Below are 15,667 nucleotides of genomic sequence, written 5' to 3'. Positions count from 1 at the left end.
GAGGTCGGCGGTTCGATCCCGCCTGGCTCCACCAGCCTTCGCTCGCTTCGCGAGCTTCGGCTCGGCAAGCCAACCGAGTTCCCTCGTAGCGAGGCGAGCGAAGGCTGTCGCGCCATAGCCCGAAGGGCGACGGCGGACTGTTTCCCCGAGTTTATCCCTACCTCCCCGTAAACCTTGGCGGCCGCTTCTCCATGAAGCTCGCAACCCCCTCCCGGAAATCGCTGCCGTTCAGCGCCACCATCATCTCCCTGTTGGCCTCGATCGTGGCCTCGCTGAGCGTCTGGAACGGCACTTCGTAGAGCTGGCGCTTGATCACGGCCATCGCGCTCGGCGAGACGAAATCAGCGAGATCGCGGGCATAGGCGTAGGTTTCCTCGCGCAGTTTTTCCGGCGAGCAGAGCCGGTTGACCAGACCGATTCGCAGCGCCTCGTCGCTCGAGACGCGGCGGGCCGAAAGCAGGAGGTCCATCGCATTGGCATGCCCGACGATACGCGGCAGCATCCAGCTGATGCCATGCTCGGCAATCAGGCCGCGCCGCGCGAACGCCGTCGTGAACACCGTGTTGTCGGCGGCAAAGCGCAGATCGCAATACAGCGCATGCACGAGGCCGATGCCCGCGGTCGCGCCGTTGAGCATGGCGATGACAGGCTTGCCGATCGACGGATAGAAGCCGTAGCGCGTCTGCCAGTCCGGCCGGCGGTTCATGTCGAAGGGCGGCAGGTTCGAAGCGCGCCTGACATCGTTGGGATCAAGACCTTTCAGCGCATCCATGTCGGCACCGGCGCAGAATGCCCGGCCCGCGCCTGTGAGCACGATGACGCGGACATTGTCGTCGGCGTTTGAGACTTCCATCGCGTGACGCACGTCGCGCTCCATGACGGGCGTCCACGCATTCATGCGGTCGGGGCGATTGAGCGTGATGGTCGCGATCCTGTCGCTCACCTCATAGAGAATGTGCTCATAGGCCATCGCGCTCTCCCTGTGTTGGCCGGCACGCGTTCGCGCGCACTCAATAGCAGCGAGCCTAGCATAGTCATGACTGAGGTGAGGGCTTGCGTGAAGGCGCGACTATTCGGCGGCTTGCGCCAACAGCGGCCGGCGCGTCAGCCAGCCGTCGATGAAATGATCGAGCCAGGCGCGTTCCGCCGCATCGTAAACGGCACGGTCCGCGAAATGATGATGCCGCTCGCGGGCGCCGGGCGCGCTGAGGCCGTCATAGCCACGCGTGGTCCAGCAATGCATCATGGCGTAGGTCACGTCGGGGTGAAACTGCACACCGAAGGCATTGCCTGACCGGAACGCCTGGATCGGGAAATCATCGCCCTCCGCCAGCAATTCGGCGCCATCAGGCAGCTCAAATCCCTCGCGATGCCAGTGATAGACCTGCGCCGGCCATGACGGGCAAAGCGCGCGGCCGGCCGCCGTGGGGCGAATCGGGTAGTAGCCAATCTGTGTCAGCGCCTGCGCATGCGGTGCGACGCGCGCGCCAAGCTGCATCGCCAGCATCTGCGCGCCGAGGCAAATGCCGAGGAACGGCCGCTGCTCACGCAGCGGAACTTCGATCCAGTCGATTTCGCGCCTGACGTAATCGTCCGGATCATTGGCACTCATCGGACCGCCGAAGATGACGGCGCCGGCATGCTGGTCGAGAGTATGGGGGAGGGGATCGCCAAATCGCGGACGACGGATGTCGAGGCGATGGCCGAGCGCGCGCAACGCATTGCCGACGCGGCCTGAAGTCGAGGATTCCTGGTGCAGGACGATCAGCACCGGCAGAAGCGGTTCGGAGGCGGGCGCGCTCGGCGTCCTTCCCGGGAAGGGCACCACTTCTGCGCCACCAAACCTGTCCGTCCGAAACGACATGGCCTTTTGCGAGTGCTATCGATTCAAGCCGCCAGCATAGCTAAGCGAAGGTTAACATCGTGTGAGTTTGCGCACACATAAGCCTTGCTGAAGCAAGCTCCGGGCCACAACGGGGCTTCAGAGCGTTTTCGAGCGCGTCAAAAACAGAGCTGCTTCAGTGCCGGTGCCGCTGAAACCGGCTGGTGGCGAACAGAACGAAGTCGCGCGGGAAGAAGCGGAGCGCGAACGGCACAATCTTGATGCCGAGACCTGGCAGCACTGCCCGTTTGTTCGCCATCAGCCCACGATAAGCCTGCCGCGCAACGTCGGCGGCAGGGACATTTAGAATCGCCGTGTCATGCCCGTCACCAACGCCGGCGCGCCCCTGGAATTCGGTCTGCACCGGTCCCGGGCACAGCACGGTGACGCGTACACCGTGCGGCGCGAGCTCCGCCCGCAGCGCCTCGGTGAGCGAAATCACATAGGCCTTCGAGGCGTAGTAGACGGCCATGCCGGGACCGGGCAGGAAGCCCGCGACCGAGCCGACATTGAGAAGGCCGCCCTTGTTCCGGATGAGCTGGTCGGCAAAGCGCAACGACAGATCGGTCAGCGCGCGGACGTTGACATCGACGATGCCGACCTGCTCATCGCGGTCGCGCTCGATGGCATCGCCGAACACGCCGAAACCGGCATTGTTGACGAGGTTGTCGAGCTCGACCTTTTCGGCAGCGAGCGCGGCGGCGATCCGCTCGCCGGCATCGGCCTGCTGGAGATCGCAGGCGATCACGATCGGCTTCTTGCCGCACGTCTTGGCGAGTTCGTTCGCGAGCGCCTCGAGCCGGTCAGCACGTCGCGCCGTCAGCGCCAGCTGGTGCCCGTTCGCGGCAAACACACGTGCCAGCTCCGTGCCGATGCCCGCCGAAGCACCGGTGATCAACGTTACCCGCTCAGCCACGATCCAAGTCTCTTGATCTCAGTCTCTTGAATTGACGTTTTTGCCCCGAAACAGCGGAACTGGAGCATAGGCCGCGCGCGGCAGGCAAGCGGCGCGGGCTGCATGGCGGCCTGAGCGCACAACAGGAAGGCGAAAAAACTCTCGAAATTACAGGGCGATCGGGAACCGGCGCAGCGAGATGCTACATTAAAGTTTCGTCATGTCCGCCGCGCAACCGGAAATGATGCTCACGCCCACGGCCTAGCCGCCAAGCGCGCCGTCCTTGACCTCACCGCCAGCACGCTCTGCGACCGCGTGTTTCAGGTCGATCCGGTCGCGCTGCGAAATCCCGAGCAGGTCGGAGGCGCGCCAGACGACATTGTCCTCGAACTCGGTGACCTGGCCGTCGGCATAGACCAGCTCCCACATCATCTGGACGATGCGCTTGCGGCCTGCTTCATCGAGCGAGCGCATGATCACGCTGGTGAAGTGGTAGAGGTCGACCGCCTCGCCCTCGACCTGGGTGGCATCCGCGATCAGCCGGTCCGCAGTGCCGCGGTCCAGCTTGAAATGGCTTTCGATCAGACCGTGCAGCTTGCGCTGCTCGGCCTGCGTCGGCTGGCCGTCCAGCGAGACCACATGGACCAGCAGCGCGGTCGCCGCCAGCCGGTAGTCGCTGTCGCCGAAGGCGCGGTCCTGGGCTTGGGGGGCAACAATGTCGGCGATGAATTGACGCAGGCCGTCGAGCATAAGGTCCTACCGAATTCGATGACGCCGCGGGGAAGAGCGGCCGCTACCAGCGTTATATGAGCGGGAAACTCAACCGGCGCAACGTGCGTCAGTTCCGCGCGCTGCATTACGTTTCGGCAATCTGTTCGCTGTCATTCCAGGGCGATGCGCCAGCATCGAACCCGGAATGACGAATGACACCTACGGTATCTCGTACACCACCATCTTGTCGGCGATGCCGCGCAGGGCCGCCTGCTTCTGGATCGGCTTGATCTCGCGCCGCTGAAGGATCTCGGCAACCGCCGGCGCATCCAGCACCGGGCCGGTGATGTGGATCTCCTGCGCGGTCGACAGGCTCTGCACGCGCGCGGCAATGTTGACGGTCTGGCCGAAATAATCCTGCCGCTCGTTGAGCATCACCGCGAGGCACGGGCCTTCATGGATGCCGATCTTGAGAATGAGATCGTTGGCGCCACGCTGCTTGTTCAAATCATCCATGGCCGCGCGCATGCGCAGCCCCGCCGCAATCGCGTGCTCGGGCCTGACGAAGGTCGCCATGACGGCATCGCCGATCGTCTTCACGACGGCGCCTTTCTCGGCGGCGATGATATCAAGCACTGCCCGAAAATGCGCGCGCACCAGATCGAAGGCGTTGAGGTCGCCGACCCGCTCGTACAGCGCCGTCGAACCCTTGAGGTCCGTGAACAGGAAAGTCAGCGACGTGATCTTCAATCGCTGATCGACATTGAGATTGTCGGCCTTGAAGACGTCGCGGAAGGTCTGGTTCGACAACATCCTCTTGGCGGTCAGGATCGGCTTGCGCTTGCCGATGATCTCGTGCAGCGCGTCGGCGGCAATCCAGACCGAGGGCAGCACGCGGCCGCCCGATTGATTCTCGAGTGTGAGACGCAACGGCCCGGGACGCATCACGGTGGTCCCCGTCGGCGCCTCCAGCTTGTTGAACATGATCGAAAGCTGTTGGCGTTCGCTCGTCGGCTCGCCCTGGACATCCAGGAAATGGGCGGAATGGGTGACCGGCTCGAACACGATGACGAACTGGCTCGGCAGGTTCAGCGACAGGATCGCCTTTTCGCCTGCGGGCAATTCCAGCGCTTCCAGCGTCACTTCGTCGATCAGGCGCGAAAAGGCCTCTTCGTTGATGTCGACCCCGGAGCTCCAGAACATCTGCCGCGTATATTCCCACATCGGCAGCGTATCGGGATCGTGAGCACCGATGCGGCGAACCTGCGGGCTGACGGTGAAAGCCACCTCAACCATCTCATCGACGGACGCCTCGTATCCGGCCGCGCAGAGCGCACAATTGTAGTCTTCGTGCTTCAGTGATTTTAGCGTCGTGTGCGCACCCAAAACCCCTCCGCAGCCGGGACACAGCACGTTCCAGCCGATGTCGAACAGGCCAAGCCGCGAGGCATGCAGGAATCCGGAAATGACCTTCTCCTGATCGAGCCCGGTACGATCGGCAAAATCCAGTGCGTTGATGCGGTTGAGGTCGCGATCGTGACCGCTGGCGATCAGTTGCCCGATAGCCTCGACGACGGCGGGGTCGGCGGTCTGCTTCAGTACGGAAATCTGGGCCTGGATGTTGCTCATGGCGCAACTCTATTTGGGGTGGATCACGCCGGCCGCCAGACCAAGGCCTGTCACCGGCGCGTGATACGGAACATGGGTGAGTGGTCCGGCTGGGTCGTGACGACTCCAAACGGGATGACGGGCGCTGCGTCCACGAGCTCGACGCGGAACGCCCCGATCAGCCGCGCCAGCGCCAGCACGGATTCGGCTTGCGCGAACGGTGCACCGATGCAGACGCGCGGGCCGGCACCGAACGGCAGATAGGCGAAGCGATCGGGTGGCTCCTTCGACATGAAGCGTTTCGGGATGAATGCGTTCGGCTGATCCCACAGCTTCTCGTGCCGGTGCAGCAGCCAAGGCGCGATCATGATGATGTCGCCCTTGCTGACCTCGGCTCCGGCCACGATGTCCTTGTCGCGCGCGGCGCGGGCGATCAGGAAGGCCGGCGGATAGAGCCGCATGATCTCGTCGATCACGGCGCGAGTGAATTTCTGGCGATCGATGTCGGCCATGCTGTCGAGATGCTCGCCCCGCGTCTCGGAGGCGACCTCTTCCTGCGTCTCGGGATCGAGCGCGAGCAGATAGAGCGCCCAGAACAGCGCGGTTGCGGTGGTCTCGTGTCCCGCGAGAATCATGGTCGCGACTTCGTCGACGAGTTGCGCGTCCGAGAAGCCCTTGCCCGTTTCGGGATCACGCGCTTCGTCCATCAGGTCGAACAGATCGCGTGGCGGCGCCCCGTCCTTCTTGCCCGCGGCCCGCCGCTCTGCGATCAGCATCGCGACGAAGTCCGTCCAGCGCTTGCGAAAGCGGGCGCGGGCCTTATCCATCGGCGTCGGCCATGACACCGGCAGCACCATGTCGAGGAAATGGGGCCGCCCCAGCCGCTCGCCATATTCCATCACGAAGTTGCGCAAGGTCGGACCGTGCTGGTCCATCCCGAACGAGAACATCGTACGCCCGGCAATCTCTAGCGTCATGCGCTGCATGATCTCGCGCAGATCGATCGGCTCGCTGGTGCGCGCATCCAGCTTCGCGATAGTCTCGTCGAGCACCGCCGTCATGTGCGGCACGAGATTGGCGGTGGCACGCGGCGTGAAGGCCGGTGACAGCGTGCGCCGCTGAAATGTCCAGGCGTGGCCTTCGGCGAGCAGGAGTCCCTCGCCGAGCACGGGCCGTAGCATGCGGATGCCCGCCGGCGTTCGCGTGTAATTCTGGTAGTTGCTGAGCAGGACGTGCCGGATCGCGTCCGGCTGGTTCAGGATGAAGCTCTTGTGCAGGAAGAAGCGACCCTGGATGACCTCTTCCTCATAGGCGCGCTGCCCCCAGGTCGCGATCATGTTCTGCTTGATCACCGCGAGCCGGCCGAAGAACGACAGATTGTTCGGCGCGCGGGGCGGGGTCGGCGGAATGATGGGCCTGCGCACGCTGGCGATGTTCATGGCTCTCTCCCGTGAGACCTCACGCAAGCAAATAGCTAGTAGGTCAGCTCGGCAACCGCAATCCTGTTCTCGGAGGCCGGCCAGGCGCGCGCCACAAGTCGCTCTTCATTGAATTGCGTCACGACGTTACGTCCGACCTCGCTGGCCGGAAGCCGCAGGGTTGCTGTCGCATCCGTGGGCACACCCGGCGTGACATCGGCGGGCTCGCGGCCGTCGAGCAGGACGGTGTCGCGCGGCAGCCCGAAATAGCCGCGCGGGCGCGTCATGATCACGACCGCGCCGGCATCCTTTTCTGCCGGAAGGAAGGCTCGCGCGGCGCGCAAATGCACGACATCGGAGGAACGCGGGAAGGGCGAGCGGTAGAAGTGCGTGATCGGGGCATCCGGCGAGGTCAGGACGATCTCGAGCGGCGAGGTGGGATCGACCTCCGCCGGTCCCCAGCGACCGTCGGCGCCCGTCGTGAAGCGATACGCCATATCGCCCCGGCGCTCGCCGCTCTCGCGATCGACATGGTTGATCTCGACCACTGCGCCGGCCACGGGGCGATTGGTCGGCACGCCATCCGCGGTGCCCGTGACCAGTCCACCGATATGGACCGCCCGCTCCGGCGTGATCGCGATACGCGCGGGCTCACGGCCGGCGATGAATTTGTAGATCTCGCGGAACGCCCGCGGGTGATACGCCGTCTCGCGATGATCGATCGTGCCGAGCACGAGATTGGTCGCGCCCTTCAGCTCGGGCCCCTCGGCGGTGACGTTGGTCGGCACGCCCGGCTTGCCCATGAAGCGGCCGTCGGGCTGCGCATATTTGTCCATGCCGTCGCTGCGCAAGGTGAGGAAGGCGACGCCAGGCGTCACCTCGCTGTCACCCTCGTTCAAGCCGCGCAGGAAGGCCCCGCGTCCGTTGAACTCGCTGCCGAGCAGGGCGTCGAGCGCGAACACGCCGTGATTGGGGGTGCCGCACAGCACCGCGTGACTGACATCGCCAGCGCCGCCATTCTTGATGACGTTGCGGATCGAGTTGCCGCCACGCGAATTGCCGACCAGCGCCACGCGCGGCGCGCCGGTGCGGCGTTTCAGTTCGGCGATGGCCGCGGCAAGCTCGCGGCGCTGCTCCTCGGTCGAAGACCGGTTGGGCTGCTCGACCGCATCGTCGGCGCGCGCACTGGGGTTGGTAAAATTGATGGCCATCATGCGCTCGCGCGCGATGCCGTTGGATTCCATCCGCCACAGCGTCGTCATCCAGAGCGCGTCGTAGTCGCCATTGCCGTGCACGAACAGGATCGGCGGCGCCTCGGAACTGCCAGCCGTGGATGACGTCTGCGCGAGTGCCCCCGTGCGGAAGCTCGCAACCGCGAAGGGCAGGCTACCTGCAGCTTGCAGAATTGTCCGTCGTGACAGCCTCATCCGATCCTCCCCGGCAAAACCATGGCTTTGCACCGCTTATAGCGGCCTAACCACTGGACAGCGAAGGACTTTCGCAGGCATCACTGGATCTGCCGGAATTATTCAAGCCATTTCTGCCAGACGACTTGGAAGGGTATATGACCGAGCAGACGAACCGTCAGAGACGTTCCGCCGACGGCATCACCGCCCCCCTGCGGTACACCGTATTCCGGCGCATCTGGCTCGCCAGCCTGCTCTCCAATCTCGGCCTCCTGATCCAGGGCGTGGGCGCGGCCTGGGCGATGACGCAGATGGCGGCCTCCGCCGACAAGGTGGCGCTGGTGCAGACCGCCCTGATGCTGCCGATCATGCTGATCTCGATGCCGGCCGGCGCCATCGCCGACATGTACGACCGCCGCATCGTGACGCTGGTGGCACTCATGATCGCCCTGACTGGTGCGTCCGCGCTCACGATCCTCGCCGGGCTCAAGCTCATCGCCCCGGAATCGCTGCTCGCCTTCTGCTTCGTGGTCGGCAGCGGCAATGCGCTGTTCGGCCCGGCCTGGCAATCCTCAGTCAGCGAGCAGGTGCCGCCGGACGCACTGCCGTCGGCGGTGGCGCTGAACGGCATCAGCTACAACATCGCGCGCAGCTTCGGCCCCGCGGTCGGCGGCGTTATCGTGGCCTCGCTCGGAGCGGTCGCGGCGTTCGCCTGCAACGCGATCCTCTATTTGCCGCTGCTGGTGGTGCTGTTGTTATGGCGGCGCGTGGTCGAGCCGTCGCGCCTGCCGCGCGAAAAGCTCAACCGCGCCATGGTCTCGGGCTTTCGCTACATCACCAACTCGCCGCCGATCAAGATCGTACTGTTGCGCACGCTGGTGATGGGCCTGATCGGCGGCGCGATCATGGCGCTGATGCCGCTGGTCGCGCGCGATCTGCTGCATGGCGGTGCACAGACCTACGGCATCATGCTGGGTGCGTTCGGCATGGGCGCGGTGGTCGGCGCACTCAACATCCACGAGCTGCGCAAGCGCATGAGCGGCGAAGCCGCGATCCGTGCCTGCACCATCTCGATGGCATTTGCGATGGCTGCGATCGCCTTGAGCACCGAGGCGATGCTGACCGCGGCCGCGCTGGTGCTGGCCGGCGCGGTCTGGATGGCCGCGGTCGCGCTGTTCAACATCGGCGTGCAGCTCTCGGCGCCGCGCTGGGTCGCCGGTCGCTCGCTCGCCGCGTTCCAGGCCTCGATATCGGGCGGCATCGCCATCGGCGCCTGGGGCTGGGGCCATCTCACCGACTCTGCCGGCGTCGAGGTCGCGCTGCTCACGGCCGCCGGCCTGATGCTGGTCTCACCGCTGCTGGGGATCTGGCTTGCCATGCCGCGCGTCGGCGCCCGCAACGAGGACGCCGACGTGCTGGCCGATCCTGAAGTCAAGCTGTCGCTCACGGGACGCAGCGGCCCACTGGTGGTCGAGATCGAGTACCGCGTCGCCCAAGAGAACGCGCGCGCCTTCCATAACGTGATGCAGGACGTGCAGCTCTCCCGGCAGCGCAACGGCGCCTATGGCTGGTCGATCGCGCGCGACATTGCCGATCCGGAATTGTGGACCGAGCGTTATCACTGCCCGACCTGGTTCGATTATTTGCGCCAGCGCAACCGTTCGACCCAGTCCGAACGCGCCCTGCATCAACAGGCGATCGACTTCCATGTCGGTCCCGAGCCGGTGCGGATCCGCCGCATGCTGGAGCGACCGTTCGGCTCGGTGCGCTGGAAGGAAGAGACACCGGATCGCGCGGCCACCGAGGTGCTGCCCGTGGTCGCGTCCGCTGCGGGGAGCACCATCAGTCGCTAGCGGCTTGCTAGTCCGGATCGCTACTGACCGTGATCCGTCAGCATCTTGTCGCAGGCCTTGCTGAGGCGCGCACGGTGCTCTTTCAGGCAGGCGAGCACGGCGCTGTCGCCATTGCTCATCACGGCGCGGCAATGGCGTGTGACGTCGCGCGCGCAGGCATCGTGACCGGGCTGCTGCTGCGCCGAGGCGCTCGATGCGCACAGCACCAAAGGAATGATGAAAAGAAATCTGGTCATCGCCGAATGCCTCTTAACCCTTGAGATATGCGGGCGAAGCTAGTGCGACGATCCCAAGGCCGCAACGGCTTTGTTGGGAGGCGGACGTTGCAGGTTGACTCGTACCACCGCGTGGCCCCGGCATGGCGCCGGGGCACATCGCGAGGGAGCTCACCGACGCAGCGATCGCTATCGCTGCGCGCTTACTGACCGTCCTGGGCGTCAGCAACCTTGTGTGAGGCGCCCTTGGCGAGGTCCTTGTCCATCACCGCACGGCAGCCGGCACTGAGATCCGAGCGATGCTTCATCATGCACGCGGTGATCTTCGGAATGTTGGGGATCTCCGACGAGCAGAGGCGGAAGGCGTCGCCGGTACACATCTGCTGCGCCTCGGCCGTGAAGGCGAAGCTCGAGGTCGTCGAGACGATCGAGACGATCGCGGCAAAGCCCAGAGCCAGGCTGGTGTCGCGGATCTTAGCAGTGAACGACTTGGTCATTTGCAGCTCCCATTGGCGCCGCGGAAAGCGGGGCCCGTTGTTGATGGGAATGACCATGCTCCAGCAAAGACCTTTCGACTGTGATGACGGTCACGAGCGGCCATCCCTCTGTGACCTCAGTCACTTTGGCGCACCCACCTGAAATTCCTCCGCAACCGCCGTCGTGTTGGTGTCACGTTAACTGTTCCTTCGCATTAATGGCTCGCGACGCGGGAAATTCCGCCGGTTTGGTTGCGTAATTGGAAAGAGTAGCGATGCGTAATGCGTTGGGCCTGATGCTGGCCAGTGTGGTTGCGGCGATCGTGATCGCCGGAGGTTGGTACTTTTATTCCGCGCGCGCCGACCAGGGCGCCCCCAAGACAACAGCCGCCCGTGCCGCCGATCCTCTGCCGGCGCAGGCCAAGCTTGCCGCCAAGGATGACGTCGAGACCACCGCGGCAATCGCGGGCAAGCCCGCCACGCCTGCCGCAGTACCGGCTCCCGCGCCGGCACCGGCGGTGACACCGGTTCAGGACACGACTTGCACCAATCCGAACGCACTCGGCGTCTCGCGCGTGGTCGAGATCGACACCACTGGCGGTCCCGGCTTCGGCTTCGAACAATACAAGCAGTTCGATTTCCTCGCCGACAAGGAGGTCGTGCTGACCTTCGACGACAGTCCCTGGCCGCACAACACGCCGGCCGTGCTGAAGGCGCTGGCCGATGAATGCACCAAGGGCCTGTTCTTCTCGGTCGGCAAGCACGCCAGCTGGCATCCGGAAATCCTGCGCCAGGTTCTGGCCCAGGGCCACACGGTGGGCACGCACACCTGGTCGCACGTCAATCTCGCCGGCAAGAAGATGACGGAGCAGCAGGCCAAGGACGAGATCGAGAAGGGCTTCAGCGCGGTGAAATGGGCGCTCGGCACCAATCCTTCGCCGTTCTTCCGCTTCCCGCAGCTGTCGCAGAATCCGGCACTGGTGAGCTATCTCGGCAGCCGCAACGTCGGGATCTTCTCGACCGACCTCGACTCATTCGATTTCCGCAAGGAGAGCACGCCAGACAAGATCATCAGCAATGTGATGACCAAGCTCGACAAGCTCGGCAAGGGCATCATCCTGATGCACGACTTCCAGAAGCGCACCGGCGAAGCGCTGCCGACGCTGCTCGCACGCCTCAAGGCCGGCGGCTACAAGGTCGTGCAGATCAAGGCGAAGACGACGTTCGAATCGCTGCCCGAGTATGACGAAGCCGTCCTCAAGGAGATGAAGCTGCCGACGTCGTCCAGTGCGACGAATGCGCGCCCGGTCTCGAGCGTGGTGCAGACGGTCTCGCAGCGCTGAACGCCTTAAGGCTTCGACAAAATGCAATGGCCGGGCTCAAGCCCGGCCATTATCATTTCGGAAGCAACATTGCTTACCAGTAGATGCCGTGCCGATGCAGCTCGCTGATGATGCGGCCTTCGGTCCAGGCTTTGTTATGCCGGGGTTTGCTCGCCTTCGCATTCGTCTTCGGCGCAGGCTGGGTTGCCGCGGGCGTTGACGTCGGTGTGGTCGTGGCCGGTGCGGTGATCGAAACCGCGGGCGGACGATCGACATAAGCAGGAGCTGCAGCTGATGGCACGACCTCGCTCACCTGCGTGGTGGCCGTCGGTGCGACGGCTGCTTGCGGTGCCGGCGCCTGATCGTTGGCCGCGGCCAGCGAAAGGCTGCGTGAACCACCCGCCTGCGCTGATGCAGAGACCAGAACCATCGCAGCAACCAGAATGATCTTGCGCATGTGAAATCTCCCCGTGTTTGCGTGAGGGGACAGTAGGGGAGCGATGCACGAGATAATGTGATGGGAATCACGCAAGAGCCGTCTTCGATCTCAGCGCCGCACCGCGTTGACACGAGCGTGGCGCACGCGGGTCGGCTTCAACGGGCAAGACGGCGGCGGATGAACTGGAAGGCGCTGGTGCCGCAAGAGGGATTCGAACCCCCGACCCCGTCATTACGAATGAAAATTAATCTGCTTTGCGAGCCATCGCAGCGGGGCGCAGCGCGGGGCGTTGAGTTGCGGAATCACTATATTTCATAGGCTTTCACCGCTCGCTCGCCCGCACCTCCGGGGGCGACCCATTGCGCCCAAGCGCGTGCAGCCGTACCTTCAAAGGTACGAAAGGTGCGGAGCCGCCGAATGCCCAAGCAAGTGCTTACCGACCGATTTTGCATCCATGCCAAGGTGGCCCTCGGCCAGTTGCAGACCGACTATTTCGACGCGAAGAAAAAGGGGCTGGCGCTACGGGTAACCAAGGATGGCACTCGGTCGTGGACATATCTTTTCACCCTCGGCGGCCGGCGCGTGCGGATGACCTTCGGCACCTATCCCGCCACCAGCCTCGCCAAAGCCCACACTCGGGCCGATGAGGCCAAAGCGGCCCTTGAGGAAGGCCGCGACCCGCGCGCTGTGCTAGCCAAGCCAGCGACCCTCAAGGCCATCGGCGATGACTGGGCAGAGCGAGAGGGCGCCGGCCTTCGCACTGGGGAGGGGCGAAAGGCGACGCTCGCCCGCTTGGTTTACCCCGACCTCGGCGGCCGGCCCATTGGGGACATTCGCCGCAGCGACATCGTCCGATTGCTCGACAAGATCGAAGATGAGAGCGGGCCAGTCATGGCCGATCAGACCCTCGCCTTCCTCCGTCGCGTCTTCAACTGGCACGCATCGCGCGATGATGATTTCCGATCCCCCATAGTGCGCGGGATGGCCCGCACCAAACCGAGGGAGCGCGCTCGGGCTCGCATCCTGACCGACGATGAAATCCGCGTTGTGTGGCGCGTCGCCGAGGGTCACGGCGCATTCGGTCGCCTTGTCCGCTTTCTACTTCTGACTGGGGCACGGCGCACCGAGGCCGCAGCAATGCCTTGGGCCGAGTTGGATGGCGCCGAATGGACCCTGCCCGGACCGCGCAACAAAACCAAACTCGATCTGTTGCGCACCTTGCCCAAGGCCGCGCTAGCTGTGCTCGGTGCGAAGCCAGAAATGGCTACCTATGTCTTCTCCACCGATCGCGGGGCAACGGCGCTGTCAGGCTTCTCCAAGTTCAAACGCGAATTTGATCGGGCCGTATTTGCCGAACTGCGCAAGAGCGATCTTAAAGCCAAGCCCTTGCCAAATTTCACCTTGCACGACTTGCGCCGTACCGCCCGCAGCTTAATGAGTCGGGCAGGGGTTCCGACCGATCATGCAGAGCGAGTGCTGGGCCATGTCATCGGCGGCGTTAGGGCCACCTATGACCGCCACGACTTCGCGGATGAAAAGCGGGCTGCGCTGGAGAAGTTGGCCGCCTTGGTGGATCGGATCATAAGCGGGCGGCCCACGGCGTTGCGGCTGGTGCGCGTGCAACGCGATGCGAAGGGAAGCGAAGCCGACGCCGTCTCGCAATGAACAGCAGGGCGTGATATTCTAATCCTTATGGCGTCCCTGTGACGGGACTTAGAGGCGGGGGAACACCCCGATAGGCCCTCCGATCCCGACAAGGGTAGGGTCCGCCAGCCATTTCACCCAACATGGAGAAATGGAGATGAACACGCACCCGCGTGAGGACCTACTTGACCTGAAAGCCACCTGCGCCTTCTTCGGTGGCACCAAACCGTTTCACCCTTCCACACTCTATCGTGGCATTGCTGCGAAGCGTTATCCCGCACCCGTTCGGGTGGGGCCGAATGCTTCGCGATGGCTGCGGGCTGAATGCGAAGCGGCACTTGCGGCGATGATCGCGCGGAGGGCGGGCGAGTGAATGATCTCTTGAACCGCTTCCTTGGCGTCGCTGCGACGGAGCCCGTGGCGACAACTACCCTACCCGTTGTCGTACCACAGCCACCACCAACAGCCGCCGAGTTGGCCGCTAGCATCCGAAAGGCCCATACCGAAGTAACGGAGGCAGTAGAGCGCGGAGCCGCCGCAGCGATCACAGCGGGCAAGCTCCTGGACCTCGCCAAAGAGACCGTGAGTCACGGCAGTTGGGAGACTTACGTCACGGAAGTGTGCGGATTGAACCCACGCACCGCGCAGCACTACCGGCGTCTGGCAAAGCATGAAGCCAAGCTAGCTCAATGGGCTGAACAGAAAGCGCAAGGGCTTGCGGCTTTGTCGCAAACGGAAGCGCTCAAGATTTTGAGCAGCTTGGGGCGCAAGCGACGGAAGTAGAGCAACGGCACACGAACAGCAACGCCAGTGAGGGCGCTGGGGCAATCCGCTCTGGCGCCCTTTCTCATTGGCGCCACGCATTCGAGCGCTTGCGAGCAACGCCGTACGTGTTGACTTCTCTGGCAGAGTTGCTTGTGCTCATTAATACAATTGGAGGATGTGTATGACCAAGAGATGCCAGCAGTGCAATGAAGACTTCACCCCCTACATGGGACGGCAGCGATTTTGTTGCCGCGATTGTTCTGATGCATGGTTCGCCGAAGAGCGTAGGACCGCCGTGCGCCAGTTGCGTGAAAGCGCGAGCGATGACGGCGCCAAATCCTACTTCGAGATGGAGGCCGTGCGCCTAGATGCGAACTCGGCCTTGATCGGCTCAGCGTCTCCGCTCCCGCTCATAGCCCCGCAGTGGTCGCGCGATCTCGCGGCACTCCCGAACGAACGGCCGCTCGGCGAAAATGTCCACGCACTCGTTGATATGGAAACGTGCTGGTGGGAGCCGGACGCTGTTGGACCGCGCGGAGGGCAGAGCGATGAAACGTGAACCTGCCCGCTGCGAATGGTGGCCACACTGCGGATGCCGTCAGCGTTGGCACTTCGAGGAGGACCCGGACACCGAGTTCACGCCAGAAGACATCGAGATGTACGCAGCGACGCTTATTCGCATGCTCGAATGCGTCGCATCCCACTGTCCGGATAAACGCTACCGCGAACATGCCGTGACGCAATTGATGCACCCGGCTTTCACCCCGTATCGGCAACACTAGGAGGCGGGCATGGCGAGATACGTCTTGCTTGCTGCGATAGTCGGGGCTCCGCCGAACGGGGTGTACTCCAAGTATCCGCGCGGGACGACTATTGCGGACAGTGCCGGCAACGCACTGTCCGGTGATGTTGTGTGGCCGGCGCTGTGCCAAGCACCGACTGCGGCGAACATGGCCCCGCTAGATGCGGCTGGGCAGGCGCTAATGCCGACCCGCCCTCCGATTGTCACTCTCAACAGTCCACTCCCTCCTGC

Annotated in this window: 17 protein-coding genes; 7 read left to right on the top strand and 10 right to left on the bottom strand. The window is 64.0% G+C overall.

Translation table 11 applies throughout. The annotated features are described in order from the left end of the window. Positions 1-157: 157 nt before the first annotated feature. The 7 genes from Q0687_RS00845 to Q0687_RS00815 all read right to left on the bottom strand — a co-directional run bounded on the left by Q0687_RS00845 (position 158) and on the right by Q0687_RS00815 (position 7,941). Positions 158-970 carry an enoyl-CoA hydratase gene (locus tag Q0687_RS00845; protein ID WP_298870959.1) on the bottom strand — a complete coding sequence of 271 codons (813 nt, stop codon included), beginning with the start codon at positions 968-970 and terminating at the stop codon, positions 158-160. Positions 971-1,069: 99 nt separating this feature from the next. Continuing rightward, positions 1,070-1,864, bottom strand: a complete 795-nt coding sequence (locus tag Q0687_RS00840; RefSeq protein ID WP_298870957.1) for a glutamine amidotransferase — start codon at positions 1,862-1,864, stop codon at positions 1,070-1,072. 154 nt (positions 1,865-2,018) lie between these two features. Beyond that, positions 2,019-2,798, bottom strand: coding sequence for an SDR family oxidoreductase (locus tag Q0687_RS00835; RefSeq protein WP_298870955.1), 780 nt, complete (start codon positions 2,796-2,798; stop codon positions 2,019-2,021). Between the two features lie 240 nt (positions 2,799-3,038). Next, positions 3,039-3,527 (bottom strand): TerB family tellurite resistance protein, encoded by a 489-nt coding sequence (locus Q0687_RS00830; protein WP_298870953.1) that lies wholly within the window; start codon positions 3,525-3,527, stop codon positions 3,039-3,041. Between the two features lie 180 nt (positions 3,528-3,707). Continuing rightward, positions 3,708-5,117, bottom strand: coding sequence for an adenylate/guanylate cyclase domain-containing protein (locus Q0687_RS00825; RefSeq protein ID WP_298870951.1), 1,410 nt, complete (start codon positions 5,115-5,117; stop codon positions 3,708-3,710). Between the two features lie 50 nt (positions 5,118-5,167). Continuing rightward, complete coding sequence (locus Q0687_RS00820; RefSeq protein WP_298870949.1) at positions 5,168-6,535, bottom strand: cytochrome P450; 1,368 nt, start codon at positions 6,533-6,535, stop codon at positions 5,168-5,170. A gap of 35 nt (positions 6,536-6,570) precedes the next feature. Beyond that, complete coding sequence (locus tag Q0687_RS00815) at positions 6,571-7,941, bottom strand: hydrolase (protein WP_298870947.1); 1,371 nt, start codon at positions 7,939-7,941, stop codon at positions 6,571-6,573. 137 nt (positions 7,942-8,078) lie between these two features. Here Q0687_RS00815 and Q0687_RS00810 point away from each other — a divergent pair, with 137 nt between their 5' ends. Next, positions 8,079-9,773, top strand: coding sequence for an MFS transporter (locus tag Q0687_RS00810; protein ID WP_298870945.1), 1,695 nt, complete (start codon positions 8,079-8,081; stop codon positions 9,771-9,773). 20 nt (positions 9,774-9,793) lie between these two features. Here Q0687_RS00810 and Q0687_RS00805 read toward each other — a convergent pair whose 3' ends face one another. Then, on the bottom strand, positions 9,794-10,009 hold the full coding sequence (locus tag Q0687_RS00805; protein ID WP_298870943.1) for a hypothetical protein: 216 nt from the start codon (positions 10,007-10,009) through the stop codon (positions 9,794-9,796). A 182-nt stretch (positions 10,010-10,191) separates the two neighbouring features. Next, on the bottom strand, positions 10,192-10,485 hold the full coding sequence (locus Q0687_RS00800; RefSeq protein ID WP_298870941.1) for a hypothetical protein: 294 nt from the start codon (positions 10,483-10,485) through the stop codon (positions 10,192-10,194). 254 nt (positions 10,486-10,739) lie between these two features. Between Q0687_RS00800 and Q0687_RS00795 the strand changes: the two genes are divergently transcribed. Then, a complete protein-coding gene (locus tag Q0687_RS00795; RefSeq protein WP_298870940.1) occupies positions 10,740-11,807 on the top strand; it encodes a polysaccharide deacetylase family protein in 1,068 nt (355 codons plus the stop codon). 73 nt (positions 11,808-11,880) lie between these two features. Here the strand turns inward: Q0687_RS00795 and Q0687_RS00790 are convergent, their stop codons facing one another. Further along, entirely contained in the window at positions 11,881-12,243 is a 363-nt protein-coding gene (locus tag Q0687_RS00790; RefSeq protein WP_298870938.1) for a hypothetical protein, read from the bottom strand. Positions 12,244-12,642: 399 nt separating this feature from the next. On the opposite strand from Q0687_RS00790, the gene Q0687_RS00785 reads away from it, so the two are divergent. The 5 genes from Q0687_RS00785 (at position 12,643) to Q0687_RS00765 (ending at position 15,416) form a co-directional block, all read left to right on the top strand. After that, complete coding sequence (locus Q0687_RS00785; RefSeq protein ID WP_298870935.1) at positions 12,643-13,890, top strand: site-specific integrase; 1,248 nt, start codon at positions 12,643-12,645, stop codon at positions 13,888-13,890. A 136-nt stretch (positions 13,891-14,026) separates the two neighbouring features. Then, positions 14,027-14,242: a hypothetical protein gene (locus Q0687_RS00780; protein WP_298870932.1), complete on the top strand. Its 216-nt coding sequence runs from the start codon at positions 14,027-14,029 to the stop codon at positions 14,240-14,242. Further along, positions 14,239-14,652, top strand: coding sequence for a DUF3102 domain-containing protein (locus Q0687_RS00775; protein ID WP_298870930.1), 414 nt, complete (start codon positions 14,239-14,241; stop codon positions 14,650-14,652). The genes Q0687_RS00780 and Q0687_RS00775 overlap by 4 nt, the downstream gene beginning before the upstream one ends. A gap of 163 nt (positions 14,653-14,815) precedes the next feature. After that, on the top strand, positions 14,816-15,193 hold the full coding sequence (locus tag Q0687_RS00770; protein WP_298870928.1) for a hypothetical protein: 378 nt from the start codon (positions 14,816-14,818) through the stop codon (positions 15,191-15,193). Continuing rightward, on the top strand, positions 15,183-15,416 hold the full coding sequence (locus Q0687_RS00765) for a hypothetical protein (RefSeq protein ID WP_298870926.1): 234 nt from the start codon (positions 15,183-15,185) through the stop codon (positions 15,414-15,416). Before Q0687_RS00770 ends, Q0687_RS00765 begins: the two co-directional genes overlap by 11 nt. Positions 15,417-15,667 lie beyond the last annotated feature (251 nt).

The organism is uncultured Bradyrhizobium sp., from assembly GCF_936928535.1.
Taxonomy (GTDB): Bacteria; Pseudomonadota; Alphaproteobacteria; order Rhizobiales; family Xanthobacteraceae; genus Bradyrhizobium.
The sequence above is the reverse complement of the archived record's forward strand: the minus strand, read 5'-3'. Positions and strand labels throughout refer to the sequence as shown.